Raw genomic sequence first — 21,715 nt, forward strand, 5'->3', positions numbered from 1 at the left:
TTGAAAAAGATCCTATTCATATATACGTGCCTGTTATTAACTATCAGTGCATTTGCACAACAGGCCAACTTTGTAGGTAAGGGGAAAATTACCTTTGAGCGCAAAATTAATACTTTCGCTACCATGCCCATTTTCCTGCGGGAAACAGGTATGATTAAGGGAGATGACGTAGCCACTTTTATGCAAAACTACCGTAACGGAACACAGTTCTGGACGGACACCTTCGACCTTTACTTCGATCAGACCCATAGTTTCTACCAACCCGCCAATCCAGATATTGATTTCTGTAAAACCTTTGCGGTACCGGTATCTTACAAGAACAAAGTCTATAATAATTTTGAAACTTCGGTGGTAAATATTGAAAAGCAGGCGTTTGAAAACGCTTATTTCATCAGCGATACTATTCGGCGGCTCAAGTGGAAGCTCACCGATGAAACCAGGGAAATTGCGGGTTTTGAGTGCCACCGCGCCAACGCACTGGTGTTCGATTCCATTTATATCGTTGCATTTTATACGGACCAGATCCCCACAAAGTCAGGCCCGGAAACATTCAACGGCTTACCGGGAATGATACTCGGCATTGCCATTCCGCATCAGCACATTACCATTTTCGCACAAAGCGTAACAGGTGTAAATACAGAACCGCAGCAATGGGCAGTACCGGTGGCTGGCAAGCGTACAACCATGGATAACAAAGCGTTTAACACCATGACGATGAAGCTGCTGAAGCAATTCAACCTTTCATCCGCCTGGGTACAGTTTTTTATGGACCTGTAAGTTTAAAAAAGGGCCGCCTCCCCGAAAGGAAGCAGCCCACATTCACCGTTAGTCTATCGACTTATTTTACATCCCACCAAACGCGGGTGGTCGCATTATTTTTCGCAGCAACCTTACTGAAGTTCTCCGAATTATTGGCCGCTTCAGCGGTAGGATACCAGTATCTCACCGGGTAAGTGCTGTTGCGCTGTTGCCCTTCGTAGATATCTGCAGGCAGCTTGGGAAGGTCCAGCCTTCTGAACTCTGCATACGTTTCTCCCATTTCCATAAAACCGGTATTCAGGTATTTCTGTAATGCTATCTGCTCCATCGCCTTATTGGGGTCAAAGGTATAGGATGAGGAGGCCAGCAGGGTATTGATCACTGTTGCATTTGGCTGGGCAGTAACTCCCGGCTTCTTAGCCACCGGGCTATTCAGGTAAATACTGTAATACCATTCAATGGAGGCTTTCACACCGTTTTCATAGTACGTTTTGGCGTCGCCGGTAGTAATCAGGTTCTGCTGCCGCGCTTCGGCCAGCAGGAAATACACATCCGCGGCATTGATGGTAACACCGGTGGGCAAATTGGTATTTCGTACGAACGTTACCGTATCCAGCACCGCCGCTTTAGTAATCGCAAAGGTGCGGTCGGCAAAAGTAGCAGGCAGCCCTACAATGGCAGTAGTATCGCTGGAGCCACGGTAAAATACCTGTAAGCGTGGATCGCCCGACTGCGTCATCTGATCTACTATAAACTTAGGGGCGTACTGATAGTTGATGGCTTCGTAAAACGCACGCACCAGTGTACCTCCGGCGCTGGTGAAGGCTTGCCCACCCTGGAGCAATGCCCCATTGTCCGCGTTGGTAGTTATCAGGGGTTTATTCCCACCTACCAGGTCGTCCAGCTCCTGTTTGGCACGGGCCGGGTCCACCGCGGAAATACGCATGGCATAACGCAGGCGCAGGGAGTTAGCCATCTTCTGCCAGCGGGCCAGATCCCCTTTGTACAGGATATCCTGCACCGCAAGCGATTTATGACTTTCATATAAGGCAGGCTGCAAAGTGGCAGTGCCTAAAAATTCAGCAGCGGTTTTAAGGTCATCCAGAATACTGTAATAGATGCTTTTCTGATCATCGTACTTCGGATAGTAGTTTACCGGCTGACCATACAGGGAGTTTTGTGCATCAAAGCCCTGGGTATAAGGCATATCATCAAACAAATCCGTAGCCTGCGCGGTGCTGTAAGCTCCCAGTACTTTGGAAAGGTGGTAATATACTTTATACTCTTCCTGCTGACTCTTGTCGATTTTATAGTTATAATAGTTCTGAATACCGATTACATTCAGCATTCTTGTGAGGTAGTAAGCACTCCATTCCGCACGGTCGGAAGTAATGTTATATACGTTCCCGCTGATCGGGTCTACTGTGGATGCATTTAACTGCATCATTGGGCCGAGCTGGCGGAAGCTGTTGTTGTAAGCCTGCACATATTCCTGCCTTACCACTGCTTCGATGGCGGTAGGCAACAGGTATTCTATCTTCGTATTGGTGAATGTTTCCGGGTTGGCAAACAGGTCATCCATGCTTTTTTTACAACCGGTACCCACCGTAGCCACCAATAATCCTGCTAAAATTAATTTGCTGTATTTCATGTCGGTTGATTTAGAAGTTTACTTTAACGGAACCGCCGAGGTTGCGTACAGAAGGGAATGCACTGTATTCAAAGTTGCTGTTGATCGCATCTGTACCCAGGCCACTGTTAGGCGTTACATTTGGCAGCGACTTATACAGGAACGCGACGTTGCGGGCAATGAGCGAAAACGTTATATTCTGTACTGACAAGCGCTGGCAGATATTATTCGGCAGCCTGTACGCCAGGGAGATTTCACCGAGGCGGATGTAGTTATTGTCGAATACCGCATCCTCTGTAGCAAAGCCACCATAGCGACTATTATAGTAGTTAGCAGCCGATACGATCATATCGTTTGGTGTGCCATCCGGCTTAATACCATCGATGAGCATACCATCCGTGCGGAGCACCTTGCCTGCTGGTGGCTGTTCTCCATTGGCCAGGCGAATATTTTTACCGGCATCGTTGGTGTAGAAAGAGATACCACCATGTTCTGTATCACGACCGTACAGGGATTCTTTTGAAACACCGGCACCGTTCATGAGGGTATTGGAGTATGATACAATCTTGCCACCATAGCGGTAATCAATGGCAATGGTGAGCAGGAAGTTTTTATAGTTGAAATCATTGATGAAGCCACCATACCATTTTGGCAATGCATTACCCATATTGGACAGTGTTCCTTCAAACTTCCAGAGTCCGTTAGCATCTACCAAAGGCTTCCCGGTTTTTTCATCACGGGCAATTTTATTCATGTAGATATCATATGGCGCATCGCCAGGTACCGCCTTAAATACAGCACTAAACGGATTTCCAATCACTCTTTCCTTAATGCCATCTGCCAGGGACAGTACTTTTCTTTTGATCTGTGTACCGTTGAGGGTAGCCTGCCAGCCGAAGTCCTTACCACGAATGATATCCCCTTTCAGCTGGATTTCAATGCCTTTGTTGGATATGGAACCGGAGTTGATACGAATAGTGGAAGCGCCACTGGAAGGTGTTACATTCACCGCATTGATCAGGTCCACTCCCTTATTGCTGTAGTAAGTCAGGTCCAGTTTGAGGCGGTTATCAATGAAAGCCGCTTCCATACCAAACTCCAGCGAGTAGTTTTTTTCTGCCCTGATATCCAGTGGTGGTACGCTGGTGGCTATGCTTGATTTCACCGCGAAGGTGCCATCCGCACGCTGGTAGTTGGAATAGGTATATCCTTCATTGGCAAAGTAGCGGGAAGGCACGGTATTACCCACCTGCGCATAGGAGCCACGGAATTTCATATAGTTGATTACTTCCGGTAATTTCACTGCTTCCGACAGGATGTAGCTCAATCCTACAGAAGGATAGAAATAGCTGCGGTTTTGAACAGGGAGCTTGCTGGACCAGTCGTTACGCCCCGTCACATCCAGGAACAACCAGTCGCGGAAACCTAACTGGCCAGATCCGAATAGGGCCATGTAACGCTCGCCGCCATCGCTGCCGCGAGGAGCGTTGTTGTCTACTGCCTTGTTATTGTTCAGTGAGAAGATATCTCTGAAGCGCAGCCCTCTCACATAGGCAGTATTGACGTAACCGTAAGAATCGTCGCCGGAAGCACCTGCCGTGAGGGAGAGTTTGAAATCTTTGCTGAGTGATTTGTTATACGTCAGCAAGGCTTCCATGTAGTTACGGTAGCTGTTATCGAGGGTACGTACATAGTTCCCCTGCAGGTCGGTGGCGTTGGTAGGGTCGGAAGCCTGCAGCCATTTTTCCCTGGTTTCATTGAGGTTAAAATACCGGTTGGTACCATAACGCAGGCGCAGGCTCAAGGGCTTTGCCAGCTCAATGGTAGCCGTTACGCTTCCCAGTATTTGCTGCTGATTGGAAGTATAGCGGTTTTCCAGCTGGTCCCAGAACAGCGGGCGCAGGATGTTATCCCGGAAATTACTGGAGATCTTGCGGATAGAATCGGTCATATAATACCCCAGCGCATTTTTGTAGTTGCTTTCGAAGAGCGACGTGATTTCGTTTCTCGGCATGGGATAATTGGATGCACGGTCAATCCTTTGCGGAGGATTGGTGTTGTTGATGTTGTTGTACATCAGCTGTACATCCACTTTAATCCTGCTGGATACCTGGTAGCCGCTGGCAAACGACAGGGAATTTCTGCCCTGCTTCATATTCGGCATAAATCCGCCATAGTTGAAGTTGGTAAACGACAGGCGGAAGAAGCTCTTGTCGTTGGAGCCGTTCACACTTACGCGGTTGGAGTTGGTATAACCATCCTGGAAAATATCTTTGAAGTTATCAGGCTGCCCTACCCACGGGCGTTTCTGACCATCCCACCACTGTACCGTTCTGCCATCCAGCTTAGGGCCGAAATTGAGTGTAGACGTACCCGTGTAAATCGGCGTTCCGTCTGCAGCGAACGTAGTGAAGTAAGGCGTGGTGCCGGAGCCGAACTCATTCTGGTATTCCGGCATAAAAGCACGCTGGTTGTAGGTATAATCCGAATATACTTCTACACCCAGGCCTTTCTTATCGCTCTTACCTTTTTTGGTAGTAATCACCAGTACACCGTTGAGTGCCTGTGAACCATAGAGTGCGGCAGCGTTTGCGCCTTTCAATACCGTGATGGTTTCAATATCATCGGGGTTAATATAGTTGAGCAGGGAGCCCTTGGCGTTGTTGCCACCACCACGGCCTGCAAAGGAATCATCGTTATCTGTGATGGGGATGCCGTCGAGCACAATGAGCGGGCGACTATTACCATCAATGGAGTTGATACCCCGGATATTGATGCGGGTACCGTTCATGGGTCCGCCCGTCATCCCTACCAGGTCCACACCTGGCAGCTTACCTACCAGGGCACTGCCGATATTATCAGCACCAGCATGCATGATTTCCGCCGCTTTCACTTCGCTTACAGCATAGGTTAGCGAGCGTTTCTGGCGGGTAATGCCCATGGCCGTAACCACTACTTCATTGAGGCCTTTGGTATCTTCCTGCAAAACAACATCAATATGCGGGCGATTTTCTACCGGTACCCGCTGCGGCAGGTAGCCGATGAAACTGAAGATCAGCGCGCCTTTTTCGGAGGCTGCCAGCGTATAGGCACCCTGTGCGTCAGTGGTGGTACCCACGGCGGCGCCATCTACTTTAACAGTAACGCCAATCAGTGGCATCCCGTTTTTATCGGTAACTTTTCCGCTCACTTTAAATGCCTGTTCCCCATCCGCTGAAAGGATGACAATCATTTTATCGGACATGATTTTGAAATCCAGTCCCATCGGCAGCAGCACGCGGGATAGGATTTCCGGAACGGTCTTTTCCTTTACCCTGACGTCAATCTTTGACGTATTCAGCGTAAGCTTGTTGTTGTAAACAAAAGTATAATCACTTTTTTTCTCAATACTGTCCAGAAGACTGTTCAGACTTACATCTGAATAATTCAGAGAGAGTTTGACCTGGGAATAGCTCTTGGCGGATACCTGCATCAAAGCGCCGCAGATCAGGAACGTTGTCAGCTTCATAAGCAACAAAATCTTTTTAATTGCCTGCTTTTTCTTCATTATCTTTAGATTCTGGGTAATAAAATGCCATTTACATCTCCCGGTGTTCAAGCATGGAGATATATGTAGATGGTGTTAATCCTTTGGGCGGGGAGTGGGCCAACACTTCCTGCCTTTTTTCATGTAGAATGTTGGTGGAATCTGCGTTACAGCATAGTAATTTTTATTTGGTTAATAAATGTGGACTCCCAAACTGTCAGTATGAAATTTGAATCCTGCAGAAAGTTGCAGGGCTTGCAAAACCTGGTATAGGTCTTTGTCTTTGAATGTTCCGGTGATAATTTCCTGGTTGTAGCTATCGTTTTTCAGTTCTATATGAATGCCATACCACCTTTCTAATTCCTGAAGGATTTCGGGCAGACTTTGTTGTTTAAAGGAAAGCTGGTTATTTAACCAGCCGGTTTCTGCCAGCTGGCCGGTGCTGGTATCTGTTGCCATATTTTTGACGGAATAGTCAACAGTTGCAGGCTGATCTGATGTGTTGGCGCTATTGGTGGCAATCACCGCCTTCTGACCTGGCAGCAACAGAATTTTTCTGCCGTTGCCTTCTTTCAGGTCCACTTCCAGTTTACCCTGTATCAGGGAGGTTTCAACTGCCCCCTGACCCGGATAGGCTTTAATATTCAGGGTGGTTCCCAGCACACGTACATCTATTTTCCCCACATGTACGATAAAAGGGTTATTGGCATCACTCACCACATCGAAATAGGCTTCACCGGTAAGCGTAACTTCCCTTTTGCCCTGTACAGATGCAATACGGCTATCTGCATTTAACCATACCCGTGTACCGTCTTCCAGCACTACATTCGTCCTGGAACCAGGCCTGGTCGATATTTCCCGGGCGGTGATAGATTTATAATTCTTCTTTCCATAGAAATGCCAACCGGCAGCACTTACGATCAACGCTGCTACGGCAGCTGCTGCAGCCCATTTCAGGAAAGGCAACAGGCGGCGGTGTGGTGCAGGTGTTTCCTCACTTAAGTGGAGTTGTGCCAGGCGGGACTGCAACATCCGCTCTTCCTCTCCCTCTGCGAGCATAGGTGTACTGTCCAGCTCTTCCAGCAGGGATGCGCTGTATTGCATGGCTGTATCCTGCTTCAACAGTGCTTCCAGCTCTTCCAATTCGGAAGGCGTGGCTTCACCGGCGAGCTTACGTGTAATCAGATACCACCCTCTTTCGTTTTCCATATGCATAAAGGAGTGTGAAATCTGAAAAAACCCCTAAAAGAATTTTAAAAAAACAAAATAACATCAGGTTAGGACAATCAAGCATTATCCTGCAAGGCATAATAATGATTACTTTACAGCCGAGATGACCAAAATCGCTATTAGTGAATTAATTGAGAAGATTGTTATGTTTGATGATCAGCAGGCATTTAAGCTGATCTATCAGCATTACTTTATCCGTTTGTTCCGACTAAGTTTTTCTATTGTTAAAACAAAAGAGCTGGCAGAAGAAATTACCAATGATGCCCTGGTAATGCTGTGGCACAAGCGTACACGACTGCCCGCCATTCACAACCTGGACATATATCTTTACACAGCAGTAAAAAATGATTCTGTTACCAAACTGAATAAGGAGCAGGCAAAATACACCACCGACATCAGCACCGTGATGGGTGAAATGGTACAGATCACCGCTGATCCGGAGAAACTTATGATTTCCGCAGAAATGGCCAAACAACTCACTGCTGCCATTGCCAGTCTCCCACCCCGCTGCCGGCTGATCTTTAAACTGATCAAGGAAGATGGCATGAAATATAAGGAAGTTGCGGCATTGCTGGATTTATCCGTTAAAACGGTGGAAGCACAACTGACCATTGCCGTGAAGAAAATTATGACTGTCACACAGCTGCGCGTCAACTCCCGGAAAACATCCCAACTTTAAAAATATCTTGGTGACGCCACTCTCGCCCGTGGAGGGTTGAAGAAATAGCTGATTGAAATTTCATTCGTGGGATACCCTCCCATCCCCACTACATTCGTTGTATATTCATAAGCGTAGCCCAAACGTATTTTATCAGCAATAAACACCTGTGCCATGCCTATGATAGCACCGGATTTATTCAGGTCCTTCTGAATCCGCTCCTTTTGAAAAATGGCCGTGCGATAGCCGGCGCCGATCCAGAACATACTCTTGAGTATTAAAAAGGCATTTACATCCAGGCTGGTGGGGCCTGCGAAATCCTCCTTCACCAGCATAGCAGGCTTTAATTGCAGATTTTCCGAAAAAGTGAGTAATGCACCTGCTGTAGCGTACAAGTGTACTTTACGCTCCGCAAATATATTCCCGGGGTCTTTTTTGGCATCATAGGCGGAGGTGAGCAGGTTATCAACGGACAATCCGGCAAAAAAGGTATTGGAGCTATAATATATCCCAAACCTTGCATCGGGAGTAAACTTATTCCGGAGTGAGTTATGGAGTAATGGATCACTGTCAACCGGATCAGTAGGATCATATTCATCTACCCGTATCCTGCTTTGTATAAAACCAGCACTAACGCCAATGGATAAACGCTTTTCCAGTTCATATGCGCCTATGGGTATCCGGAAGGCGAAGCTGCCGTAGAGGTTGGTGGTACCCTGCAATCCAATTTCATCGTTGGACATATTGAGTCCAAGGCCGTATTTGCCTTCACGCGCCACACCGTCAACCGCCAGTGCCACCGACCGTGGTGCACCCGGGAAACCGGTCCACTGGTTGCGGTAAAATGCATTGATGTTCCAGGTTTCCCTGTAGCCTGCATATGCCGGGTTGATATATAAGCCGCTGAAAACATACTGGCTAAGCTGAGCATCCTGTTGTGCGTTTGCGGATAGTCCGCAACCAATATAAAGTAACAACATCATCAGGCTCTTTTTCATAGCTTACGATTTAACTATAATCAATAATGACTTACTTTCTTAAGATCAGCACATTCCCTTTATAGGTATGCCAAACATTATTACTGTCTTTCACTTTCAGAATATAGAAGTAGGTACCCTCATTCAGGCCGCTGCCGTCCCAGTCGTTGCGGTAGTTTTTCTGGTGGTATACGTTCGCATTCCAACGGTTAAAGAACAGGATTTCATTTTCTGAATAGAGCTCCAGTCCTTTGATCACGAACCTGTCGTTTTGCCCGCTGCCATTAGGCGTGATCACATTCGGAATATGGAATGGAATCACTTCCTTCACTACCGAGGCTTTATTATTGGATAGATCCTTATCTACCTGAGGACTGGTTACGGAAACGGTATTGACGATATTGCCCATTGCATCCGCCTGTACTTTCAGGGTAAGCAGCTCACTGGCGTTGTTAGGCAGCGAATCCAGCGTCCAGGTGAGTACGCGGTTACTGTTGTTGTAACTGGCCACACCCTTGCTGGCAATACTGGTGATGTAAGTCAATCCCGCCGGCAGTGTATCCAGTATGATCACAGGATGTGCAGTTGCACCAGTATTATTAACAATAATCGTATAATCATACCTGTCGGGCACCGTCACTGGTTTATTTTCTGTTTGTTTGGCAATGCCCAGGTCTACTTCCTGAACCGGTGCAGTTCTTAACACGGGTATATCAATAAATGGCCTGATAATACAATCTGCTGTACCACCGGCATTGGCCCTTACTTCTGCCGTGTTATCAATTTTGGTTACGCCCTGTAGATCTGCATTGGCCTTTACAGTGAACACATAGTCACGCTGCTGCCCTGCGGCCAGGTTGGTATCATTAATGGTGAGTACATTATTTATTACCGTACCGGCGTTCGCGCTTACAAAGGTGGTATGTGCAGGTATTGCATCAGTAACAGCAATAGTACTGAGTGCAACCGTTCCGGTATTACGTACACGGATGGTGTAGGTAAGCGGTTCATTTTCTTCTGCCATATTATTACCACTGGCATCGGTTACCAGTTTAGATGCTTCCAGGCTGGCAGCCATTACGATGGTATTTACTTCCACCGCACAGCCATTGGCATCTGTTACCTTACAGGAATAATTACCCGCACTCAGATTAGTAATAGCGGCAGTGGTGGCGCCATTGCTCCACAGGTATGTGTATGGTAGTACCCCGCCGGTTACGGCAACGGTAGCAGTACCGTTATTGCCTGTGCCGCAATCAGCATTGGTACGAGTAACGGTGGCGGCCAGTACTGCTGGTTCCGTAACAATTACGGTACCTGAGGTATCGCAGCCATTAGCATCTGTAATGGTATAATTGTAGCTGCCGGCCGTTAAATTATTTACGGTAGATGTTGAAGCTCCGTTGCTCCAACTATAGGTGTATGGCGTAGTGCCGCCTGTTACCGTTAATGTAACGGTACCCGTATTACCGCCATTACACAGTACGTTGGTTTGTGTAACAGCTGTAGCAATTACTGCTTTTTGTGAGATGGTAATGGTAGTGGTAGTATCACAACCGTTCGCATCTGTAATGGTACAGGTATAAGTACCGGCTGTGAGTCCGTTGACGGTAGCGGTGCTGGCCCCGTTACTCCACAGGTAGGTGTACGGACTGTGTCCGCCTGCAGGCGTTACGGTTGCCGATCCGGTATTGCCTCCGTTACAATTAATGTCTGTTTGACTAGTAGTGAAGCGCAGTAATTCCGGTTGGGTAATAGTAGCACTAACGGTAGTATCACAGCCATTTGCATCTGTGATGGTGGCGGTGTAGGTACCTGCTGCCACGTTACTGATGGTAGCAGTGGTAGCGCCATTGCTCCACAGATAAGTATATGGTGTGGTACCTCCACTAACAGCCAGGGATATACGACCAGTACTAGCGCCGTTGCACAACACACTATCTACAGTGATCACCGTGGTGACAGCATCTTTCTCCGTGATGGTAAACGATGCGGTCGTATCACAACCCAGGCGATCGGTAATGGTGCAAGTGTAAGTGCCGGCTGTAAGGTTATTGATAGTGGCTGTGGTAGCACCATTTGACCACAGGTAGCTGTATGGCCTGCTGCCACCTTCAGGATTCACGGTAGCACTACCCGTATTACTACCGTTACAATTGACATTTACCTGGCTGGTAGTAAATCCTAATACCGGCGGTTCGGTAATGGAAGCGCTAACGGTACCGGTACATCCGTTTGCATCAGTGATGGTGCAGGTGTAGGTACCGATGGTTAATCCGCTGATAGCAGCAGTAGTGGCGCCATTACTCCACAGGTAGGTATACGGTGCGGTGCCACCGGTGGCAGTAAGTGTAATACTGCCTGTATTACCTCCATTACAAAGTACATTATCCTGTGTAACCGTGCCCGTTACTGCCGCCTTTTCCGTGATGGTGAAGGTAGCGGTGGTGTCACAACCATTTCTGTCAGTGATAGTGCAGGTATAGGTACCTGCTTTCAGGTTGGTGATACTGGCCGTAGTAGCACCGGTGGACCAGCTGTATTGATAAGGCCTTAGTCCACCATCCGCAGCCACGCTTGCGGAACCGGTGCTGTCTCCATTACAATTTACATCCACCTGTGTGGCAGTAAAGGTAAGCAGGTCCGGCTCGGTGATGGTAACAGTTAAACTGGTATCACAACCATTCACATCCGTAATGGTAGTGGTGTAGACGCCGGCAGTGAGGTTATTGACGGTGGCGGTAGTGGCGCCGTTGCTCCATGCATAAGTGTACGGTGCCGTGCCTCCGCTAACAGCCAGGGATATACTACCGGAGTTATCACCATGGCAGGATACATCCACCTTACTTACTACTGCGGTGAGTGCATCTTTTTCAGTGATGGTAAACGTAGCCGTGGTATCGCAGCCATTGGCATCCGTGATGGTACAGGTATACGTACCTGCGGTAAGATTATTGATAATCCTGGTGGTGGCGCCGTTGGACCAAAGGAAAGTGTAAGGGCGGGTGCCGCCATCCGGATTGATGGTAGCCACACCGGTGGCAGCGCCGTTACAATTTACATCCACCTGGGAAGTAGTATAAGTCAACAGGTCAGGTTCTGTAATGGTATCCGTAACAGTACCGGTACAGCCATTTGCATCCGTGATGGTGCAGGTATATACACCTGCCTGCAGCCGGATAATAATTGGTGTGGTAGCTCCATTATTCCATAAGTAGGTATATGGTGCCGTACCACCGGTAGCTGTAAGGTTCAACCTGCCGTTATCACCACCTTTACACAATACATTCTCTTTGCTAACCGTAGCCGTTACAGCATCCTTTTCTGTAATGGTAAAGGTGGCTGTTGTGTCACAACCATTAGCATCGGTAATGGTGCAGGTGTAGGTGCCTGCGGTCAGATTATTAATAGTGGCGGTAGTGGCGCCATTTGTCCACGCGTAGGTATATGGTGTGGTACCTCCGGAAACATTTACTGTTGCCGATCCGGTATTGCCTCCGTTGCAATTAACATCTACCTGTGAAGTAGTGAAAGTGATTACCGGTGGCTCCGTGATAATTACGCTGACAGTAGTATCACAACCATTGGCATCCGTAATGGTGCCCGTATAGGTACCTGCTGTTAATCCAAGCACAATCGCCGTGGAAGCACCATTGTTCCATGAGTAGGTATAAGGTGCTGTTCCACCGGTTACCGTTACCGCAATACGGCCGGTATTACCGCCATTGCACAACACATTACTTTGTGTGACCACCGGTGCTAATGCATCTTTTTCAGTGATGGTGAAAGAGGCGGTAGTATCGCAGCCATTGGCATCCGTAATGGTGCAGGTGTAGGTACCCGCCACCAGGTTAGCCGCGGTGGCCGTAGTGGCGCCGTTGGACCAGTAATAATGATACGGGCTGGTAGCACCGGTTACATTTACCGTAGCACTACCAGTACTTTCACCATTACAATTCACATCCACCTGTGATGGGGTAACCGCAAACGGCGCCGGCTCAGTGATGGAAGAGGTAACGGTGGTATCACAGCCATTGACATCTGTAATGGTAACGGAATAAGTACCTACCGCCAGGTTATTAGCAGTAGCTGTAGTAGCGCCGTTGCTCCACAAATAAGTATATGGCGCGGTGCTGCCACTAACGGCAACGGCTATACTTCCTGTATTGCCACCATTACATAATACATTGGTAGGTGTCACCTTCACGGTGAAGGCTGTTTTTTGTGTAATTGTAACCGATGTGGTGATGGTACAACCCTGTGCATCCGTGATAGTGCAGTTATAAGTACCTGCTGCCAGGTTACTGATATTTGCCGTGGTAGCACCGTTGGACCATGCATAAATATAAGGGCTGGTGCCGCCGGTAACGGCGAGAGTTGCCGTGCCTGTGCTTTCTCCGTTACAATTTACATTCACCTGTGAGCTGGTTACCTGCAGCTGATTAGGTTCCGTGATCGTTACAGAAGCTGTAACCGTACAATTATTCGCATCTGTTATATCACAGGTATACACACCCGCGGTTAGATTATTTGCCGTAGCGCCGTTGCCGCCGAAAGGCGACCAGCTATAGGTATATGGCCCTACCCCACCGGAAGCCACCACGGAGGCCGTACCGGTACTGTTACCATTACAATCCACATTCGTTTGAGAAGTAGTATACGTAATAGCCGCAGGCTCTGTAATAGTGACATCCAGAGTAGTATCGCAGCCATGAGCATCGGTAATAGTGCAGGTGTAAGTACCCGCCAGCAGGTTCGTGGCGGTGCTGCCAGTGCCACCTGAAGGCGACCAGCTATAAGTATACGGTACGGTACCACCGGTAACAGCCACTGTGGCCGAACCTGTAGCGGCCCCATTACAAAGTACATTCACTTGTGTAGTGGTAAACGCAATTAAATCCGGCTGGGTGATGGTGAGTCGTACAGTGGTATCGCAACCATTCGCATCCGTAATCTTACAGGTATAGATGCCTGGTATAAGGTTAGTAACAGCAGCAGTCGTAGCTGCATTAGACCAGAGGTACGTATAACCACTGGTGCCGCCGGACACAGTTACCCCCGCCGTACCATCCCCTGCCCCGTTGCAGGTCACATTTGCTTTAGCCACTACCACTGCCAGTGCGGTAGGCTGGCCTACCGTAGTGCTGGTGGTGGTGGTACAACCGCTGGAATCAGTGATGGTGCAGGTATACGTGCCAGCCGTCAGGCCCGTGGCGGTAGCAGTGGTTTGACCACCAGGCGCCCACAGGTAGGAATAAGGCACCCTGCCACCCGCAGGAACCGCCGTGGCGGTACCATTGCTGCCACCGTTACAGGAAACATCTGTATGAGAAGAAGTAGCGGTCAGTGCCGGTGGCTGATTTACATTGAATGATTGGTTAAGCGCACATCCATTGGCATCCACCACGCGGAACTGATGCGTGCCGGGTGTGAGCCCTGTTAATATCGAATCCGTTCCCGGACTTGACCAGGTATATGTATACGGAGCAGTACCGCCGGCCGGTACCAGTACCATTTTACCGTCCGCAGCGCCGTTACAGGATATTTCTGTTTGAATGGTAGTAACGGTAAGTGGGTCCGGCTCAGTGATGGTTACATTTATAATACCGGTACATCCGCGTGTATCCGTTACCGTACAGGTGTAATTGCCGGCAGCAAGGCCAGTGGCAATAGGGCCGGTGCCGCCTGCAGGCGCCCAGAGGTAGGTGTACGGACCCGTTCCGCCGGAAACCGCCAGGTTGGCGATACCATCGGACAATCCATTACAGGAAACATTGGTTTGTGTATCCACCGCTGTGATCGCGTCTGGTTCGGTAATATCCACCGTTACGGTGCCGGTACAACCTTTTGAGTCGGTAATAGTGCAGGTGTAGGTACCTGCTGCCAGTCCGGTGATACTTGCAGTGGTAGCGCCATTGGACCAGCTGTAGGTATACGGTGCTGTACCGCCGGTGCCGTTCAGCGTGATGCTGCCATTTGTACCAGCGTTACAGGAAACATTCACTTTATTAATACCGGCAGAAACAACCGCCGGTTCACCAATGGTTACACTGGTAGTAGCCGTACAGCCATTGGCGTCCGTTACGGTTACAGTATAGTTAGCCGGCGCCAAATTGCTGACAGTGGCAGTAGTTGCACCGGTGGACCAGCTGTAGGTATACGGCGCCACGCCACCGTTGCCGGATGCGGTGGCCGTACCGTCCGTTTCTCCGTTACAGGTGGTATTAGTATGAGTAGTACCTGCGGTTAATACAGCAGGTTGCATGATATCAGCGGTACCAATCACCTGGCATCCGTTTGCATCTGTTACAAACGCGGTGTATGTACCCGGCGCCAGGTTATTAATAGAATCCAGGGTTTGACCACCCGGCACCCAACTGTAGGTATACGGTGTGGTGCCGCCGGTTACCAGTGCACGTGCCATACCATCTGCCGCGCCGTTGCAGCTAACATTGCGTGTTTCCCCGCCGGCTACCAATGCGGTCGGTTGTGTAATTGTTACCAGCGCAGTATCGGTACAACCATAGATATCCGTTACTGTACAGATATAATCTCCCGGTGCCAGGCCGGTAGCCGTTTGACCACCGCCACCACCGCCGGACCAGCTGTAGGTATATGGTCCGAAACCACCGGTTACATTTACGGTAGCAATACCATCGTTATAGCCGTTACAGGTAACGTTGGTGCCGCTGCCCACAGCCACCACCTGGTTAGGTTCTTCAACAAAAACGCTGGAGGTGGCGGTACATCCTTTTGCGTCGGTGACGGTCACTGTATAATTACCTGCAATCAGATTTGCAATGGTGTCGTTCGTACTACCATTATTCCAACTGTAGGTATATGGCTGGGTACCACCGCTGGCTGTAGCTATAGCGGCTCCCTGGTTACCGCCGAAGCACAACACATTGGAACCCAGTGTAGCCGTAGCCGTTAGTGCGGATGGCTGTACTACCGTTTCAGAAATTGTTTGAGTAGCGCCTGCATTATCAGTAATGACACAGGTATACGTGCCAGGCGCTAAACCGGTGATAGTGGCAGTAGTAGCACCACCGGGCGACCAGCTGTAAGTATACGGCGGTGTACCACCATACGCAGTTACGGACGCGGTGCCGTCGTCAGCGCCGTTACAGGAAATATCGGTATGGTTGGAATAGGCGCCCAGTCCTGTTCCGGTAGGATCAGTGATCGTTACGGTTTCAGTAGTTGTACAGCCATTGGCATCAGTAACGGTGCAGGTGTAAGTACCCGGCGCCAGGTTACTGGCTGTTGCTCCGGTTCCTCCGGAAGGCGACCAGCTATACGTGTACGGCGCAGTACCACCCGTTGGATGTGCCGTAGCCGCACCATCATTATTACCGGCGCCGGTGGTATTGTGGTAAGTAATGGTTTCATCCAGCACTGCCGGCTCCGTAACGGTGACGGAGGAAGTGGCGGTGCAACCGTTGGCATCAGTTACCGTGGTGGTATAGGTACCCGGTGCCAGACCAGTAGCCGTAGCAGCTGTACTGCCTCCCGGCGACCAGCTGTAGGTATACGGCGCGGTACCTCCTGATGGTGTTACTTTTGCAATACCATCATTGGCGCCATTACAGGAAACATTGCTAACGAGTGTATCTCTGGCTACCAGCAATGGCGGTTCAATTACTTCTACTGTTTGACGTACCGCACAACCATTGGCATCCGTAACCGTACAGGTATAAGTGCCAGGGCCCAGGTTAGTAATGGTTTGCGTGGTTTGACCACCCGGCACCCAGCTGTAGGTGTATGGCGCGGTACCACCGGTTACCGTCGCTGTGGCCGAACCATCAGCAGCGCCTTTGCAGCTTACATTCGTAGCGGTAAAGTTTGGACTGAGCGAGGTGGATTGATTGATGGTGACGGTAGTGGTAGTAGTACAACCATTTGCATCTGTAATATTACAAGTGTAGGTGCCCGCAGCAAGTCCTGTAGCTGTTGCACCAGCACCGCCGCTGGGCGTCCACTGGTAGCTGTATGGTGCCGTGCCGCCACTGGCGGTGGCAGTAGCTGTACCGGTGCTCTGACCATTACAGCCCACATCAGTATGGGTAGAGCTGCCCGTTAACGTAGCAGGTTCTGTAATGGTTGCCGGCGTGGTTACGTTGAAAGTACAACCATTGGCATCTGTGATTACTACAGTGTAATCTCCCGGACTAAGATTGCTGATCGTTTGGGTAGTACCACCGTTTGACCAGGCATAACTGTAGGGAGATGTACCGCCGCTCGGGTGGACGGTAGCGGAGCCATTGGCGGCCCCGTTACAGCTCACATCTACATCCGAAGTAGTGCCCGACAAGGCAGCCGGTTGTGATACTGTAATATTCGTAGTACAGGTACAGCCTTTCGCATCTGTAATCGTGCAGGTATATGAACCGGCAGTAAGATTTTCCACTGTTGAAGTGGTAGCACCGGTGGACCAACTGTAGGTATATGGGGCCGTGCCACCTGTTGCCGCTGCCGTTACGGTGCCATCATTACCTCCGTTGCAACTCACCCTGGTGGCGGAGGAGGTGCAGGTGAGCGGAGTGGGTTCCACCAGCGACACCGTACCGGTAATGGTACAACCATTAGCATCCGTAGCAATACAGGTGTAGGTACCAGGCCCTACTCCACTCACGGTTGGCGTGGTTTCACCGCCAGGTACCCAGCTATAGGTATATGGCGCCACGCCGCCGCCAACAATGGCGTTGATGGTACCATCGCTTGCGCCGTTACAGGTGATGTCGGTTTTAGTGGCCGTCGCCGTTAAGGCAGGAGGTTCTGTAAGTATAATCGTGGCCGTGGTATCGCAGCCATTGGCATCGGTGATCAGGCAGGTATAAGTACCCGCTGGTAAACCATTGGCGGTAGCGGCAGTACCTCCTATTGGCGACCAGCTATAGGTATAGCCCGGTGTGCCACCGCTTACGGATACGGATGCTGAACCCGCTGTACCACCCTTACAGGCAATGTTGGTTTGGGAGGTGGTAAAAGTAATTTGTGGCTGTTGGTTTACCGTTACATCCGCAGTAATAATACATCCATTTGCGTCAGTAATGGTGCAGGTATAGGTGCCGGCTTTCAGGTTAGCAGCTGTTGCCGCTGTGCCACCACCGCCTGACCAGCTGTATTTATAAGGCGTTACACCACCGGTTACGTTTACGGTGGCAGAGCCGGTAGCATCATTGTAGCACTGAATATCTGTTTTAGTGGTAGTAGCTGCGAGTGCCGCAGGTTCCGTAATGGTTACCGTAATACTTTTCGTACAGGCGTTAGCGTCCGTAACAGTACAGGTATAGGTGCCCGCTGCCAGGTTACTGGCGGTAGCTCCTGTTCCTCCGGAAGGCGACCAGCTGTAGGTATACGGCGCCACGCCACCTGCGGCAGTAACGGTAGCCGCACCGGTGCTGTTGCCGCTACACAAAACATCTGTTTGTGTGCTGCTCAGCACTAATTGGGCAGCCTGTGTAATGGTTACTGTAGCCGAATTTTTACAGCCATTGGCATCCGTAATGGTACAGGTATAGGTACCTGCTGCCAGGTTACTGGCTGTGGCCGCAGTGCCACCGCCTCCAGACCAGCTATAGGTATATGGCGCCGTTCCACCCGTTACACTCACGGTAGCGGAGCCGGTGGAAGCACCAAAACAAAGTACGTCTGTTTGCGTGGTGGTAGAAGCCAGCGCAGCGGCCGGCTGCCCGATGGTGGCAGTAGCACTGGTGGTACAACCATTGGCATCTGTAATATTGCAGGTATAAGTGCCAGCTGCCAGGTTAGTGGCAGTAGCGTTGGTACCTCCACCTGGCGACCAGCTATAGGTATATGGCGCCGTGCCCCCTGTTACACTGACGGTGGCTGATCCGGTGCTACCCCCAAAACAACGTGCATCCGTATGCGTGGCTGTGGCACTCAGTACGGCGGCTGGCTCCGTTATGTTAAAGGTAACCGTGGTGTCGCAACCGGCATTATTGGTAATGGTACAGGTGTAAGTACCTGCAGCTAAATTAGATGCGGTAGCCCCTGTACCTCCGGATGGTTGCCAGTTGTAGGTAAATGGGCCTCCCGTCGGCTCCACATTCACCGTAGCGGTACCATTGCTTTGCCCTTTACACAATACATTCGTCTGCGCTGTGGTAAATGAAATGGGCGTGCCATCGGCCACCGTTACATTCGCCACCACATCGCATCCATTGGCATCGATGATCACACAGCGATAATCTCCCGCAGCCAGATTACTGGCAGTAGCAGCCGTTCCGCCGGATGGCTGCCAGTTATAGGTATATGGCGGTGTTCCCCCACTGACAGTTACACCAGCAGTGCCGGTTGCATCTCCATAACATAAAACATTCGTGACGGAAGTAGTGAAAGTAATAGCCGAAGGTTGGGTAATAACCACAGAAGCATTGGCAGTGGCTCCTCCCAGCGCCGTTACCGTACAGGTATATAAACCAGGCGCCAGCCCACTGATCGTACGCGTGGTGGCACCGTTGGACCAGGAGTAACTATAAGGAGGAATCCCACCTGTTGCAGTGGCTGTAGCTGATCCGTCTGTCCTGCCCGAACAGCTGATATTTGTATGCGAAATACTAACCGTTAATTGCGCACTGGCGCCCAAACAAAACAATAAGGCAGCTACAAGAATGAGTAATTTTTTCTGCATGCATATACCAATTCGTGCTATGGAAAATGCGGCGAATGGATTAAGCACACGATGGTCACTAACCTTACCAGAACGTTTCCGTCCTGCGGATAAATGAATGATTGCGTGTAACGTAATCCATCCTGCCGGTGTATTCGGCTCAAATGGGATGGTGCTGATGCTGTATGCTATGGTAGGAACGGTACGCAAATAAAAAAACGACGTGTATTCAGTGGCGGTACCGAAACATAAAAACAGCCCGTAAGTCATTTTTGTTCAATCTCCCCCATCCTGCCTGCCTGCTCCGGTATAAAATATTTTTATTTAGGGAGATGTCAGCGCCGCGGGTACAACCGTTTCGTTCCCGGCACTAAATTTTTTTACGTCCCCGTAAAAAGTTAATTTGGCAGGTATTTCCTGACTGAGAATGCACGGCCCCTGAAATGAGGCTGGTAAAGGCGGGACCTGATCTCCCGAAGGATAAAAAGTATGCGAAATTTAATCACTATCAACGACGTTCATCAGCAGTTTGCTGATTACTTCGAACAGCCGGATTTGAAACCTTTTTTGTACCTGTTGTCCAAAAAGCTCAGTGAAGGCCACATTTGCCTGGACCTGACCCAGCTGCAGGCGGAACAGGAACAGCTCCCGGAATACTACAGCTTTCGCGACAACGGCCCTGCCGTGCTGGCCCATCAGCCACTCATTGGTACGGCGGAAACGCTCAATAAACCGTTTATCCTACACCGGGATAAATTGTATATGCAACGCTATTACCTATACGAAACAGCATTGCTGCAATATATCCGCAGCCTAATCGTGGCAGAAGAGCCACTGCGCACAGAAAGAGCCGCGGCATTATTGCAACAGCGCCAACTGGTAAAACAGCTCTTTCCCCCGGCAACCGACCTCACCCCGGACGATGATCCGGTGGACTGGCAGCTGGCAGCCGCCATCACAGGCATACTGAATAATTTTACCATCATCACAGGTGGCCCTGGCACCGGTAAAACTACAACGGTCGCCAAAATCCTCGCCATCCTGTACGCCATAGATCCGGAACAAAAGGTTGCCCTGGCGGCCCCTACCGGCAAGGCCGCCGCCAGGATGGCCGAAAGTTTACGCAACGCCGCCATCCCGAAAGACCCGCTCATCGCAGCTAAATTCCGGGAACTGGCACCATCTACCATACACCGGCTCCTTAAACCGGTAAAAGGCACGCCCTATTTCCGGCACAATAGCGAAAATCCACTCAATTACGACGTGATCATCGTGGACGAGTGCTCCATGATAGACCTTGCGTTGTTCACCAAATTACTCGCGGCCATCCGCCCGCATACCCGCATTATTTTGCTGGGAGATAAAGACCAGCTGGCCTCCGTGGAGGCAGGTAGCCTCTTCGGGGACCTCTGCCAGGCGCAGGAAACACTAAACTACTTTTCCGCTCCGCGGGCCGCACTGATCAATCAGTTCGCCGCACCGGCGCAACAGATTACCGCTATTGCTACTTCCACACACCCACTTTTCGAACACGTGGTGGAACTGCGCCGGAGCCGCCGCTTCAGCGGCCATACCGGCATCGGCAAATTCAGTAAGGCACTCATTCAGAATAATACCGCCGTAATTCGCGACATGATGGCCCCCGGCGCCGATGAACAGGTAGTGATCGACACCACTTATTCGGAACAGTTGTTCGAGCAGTTCATCACCGGCTACGCCTCCTACATACAGGAAAAGGACACGCTTACGGCCTTACGAAAAATGAATGAACTCCGTGTGCTGGTGGCCATCCGCGACGGCTCTCAAGGTCTGCCGGCCATTAACCGACGTATAGAAAAATATCTCTCTGATAAAAAATATATCCATCTTACTTCCGCCTTCTACGAAAACAGACCGCTGATGCTCACCCGTAACTACTACGAGCACGGGCTCTTCAACGGCGACACGGGCATTATCCGCCCTGATGAAAACGGAGTACTGATGGCATGGTTCGAAGACACCGATGGTCAACTGATCAGCGTTTTTCCGGGATACCTGACCCTCGCGGAAACCGCCTTCGCAATGACGATCCACAAGAGCCAGGGCTCTGAATTTGGTAAAGTGCTGGTAGTACTGCCCACCACCGAAGTGCCACTGCTCACCCGCGAACTGGTATATACGGCCGTGAGTCGCGCCAGAAACAAAGTATACGTACAGGGCAGCGCAGAAACGCTGCTCACGGCAGCACAGAAATTTGTGAACAGGGGCTCCGGGGTTAACACCCGCATTGCTACGGAGATTGGCAACAACTAAAAAACGA

Annotated in this window: 8 protein-coding genes; 3 read left to right on the forward strand and 5 right to left on the reverse strand. The window is 50.1% G+C overall.

What is annotated here, in order from left to right:
• The gene (locus BUB18_RS23335; protein WP_073085688.1) at positions 1–777 is read left to right on the forward strand and encodes a GLPGLI family protein; all 777 of its coding nucleotides are present in this window, start codon (positions 1–3) and stop codon (positions 775–777) included.
• Between the two features lie 61 nt (positions 778–838).
• Here BUB18_RS23335 and BUB18_RS23340 read toward each other — a convergent pair whose 3' ends face one another.
• The 3 genes from BUB18_RS23340 to BUB18_RS23350 form a co-directional block, all read right to left on the reverse strand.
• Positions 839–2,410, reverse strand: coding sequence for a SusD/RagB family nutrient-binding outer membrane lipoprotein (locus tag BUB18_RS23340; protein WP_073085690.1), 1,572 nt, complete (start codon positions 2,408–2,410; stop codon positions 839–841).
• 10 nt (positions 2,411–2,420) lie between these two features.
• A complete protein-coding gene (locus tag BUB18_RS23345; protein WP_178372191.1) occupies positions 2,421–5,897 on the reverse strand; it encodes a SusC/RagA family TonB-linked outer membrane protein in 3,477 nt (1,158 codons plus the stop codon).
• Positions 5,898–6,107: 210 nt separating this feature from the next.
• On the reverse strand, positions 6,108–7,124 hold the full coding sequence (locus BUB18_RS23350) for a FecR family protein (RefSeq protein WP_178372192.1): 1,017 nt from the start codon (positions 7,122–7,124) through the stop codon (positions 6,108–6,110).
• Positions 7,125–7,248: 124 nt separating this feature from the next.
• Here BUB18_RS23350 and BUB18_RS23355 point away from each other — a divergent pair, with 124 nt between their 5' ends.
• The gene (locus BUB18_RS23355) at positions 7,249–7,824 is read left to right on the forward strand and encodes an RNA polymerase sigma-70 factor (RefSeq protein WP_073085695.1); all 576 of its coding nucleotides are present in this window, start codon (positions 7,249–7,251) and stop codon (positions 7,822–7,824) included.
• On the opposite strand, the gene BUB18_RS23360 is transcribed toward BUB18_RS23355, so the two are convergent.
• Both BUB18_RS23360 and BUB18_RS29490 read right to left on the reverse strand, forming a co-directional pair.
• Entirely contained in the window at positions 7,821–8,801 is a 981-nt protein-coding gene (locus BUB18_RS23360) for a PorP/SprF family type IX secretion system membrane protein (RefSeq protein ID WP_073085696.1), read from the reverse strand. The genes BUB18_RS23355 and BUB18_RS23360 overlap by 4 nt on opposite strands.
• 31 nt (positions 8,802–8,832) lie before the next feature.
• Positions 8,833–19,437 (reverse strand): T9SS type B sorting domain-containing protein, encoded by a 10,605-nt coding sequence (locus tag BUB18_RS29490; protein ID WP_178372193.1) that lies wholly within the window; start codon positions 19,435–19,437, stop codon positions 8,833–8,835.
• Positions 19,438–19,905: 468 nt separating this feature from the next.
• Between BUB18_RS29490 and recD the strand changes: the two genes are divergently transcribed.
• On the forward strand, positions 19,906–21,708 hold the full coding sequence (recD, locus tag BUB18_RS23370) for an exodeoxyribonuclease V subunit alpha (protein ID WP_073085701.1): 1,803 nt from the start codon (positions 19,906–19,908) through the stop codon (positions 21,706–21,708).
• Positions 21,709–21,715: the final 7 nt, after the last annotated feature.

The sequence above is a fragment of the Chitinophaga jiangningensis genome (genome assembly GCF_900142605.1).
GTDB lineage: Bacteria > Bacteroidota > Bacteroidia > Chitinophagales > Chitinophagaceae > Chitinophaga > Chitinophaga jiangningensis.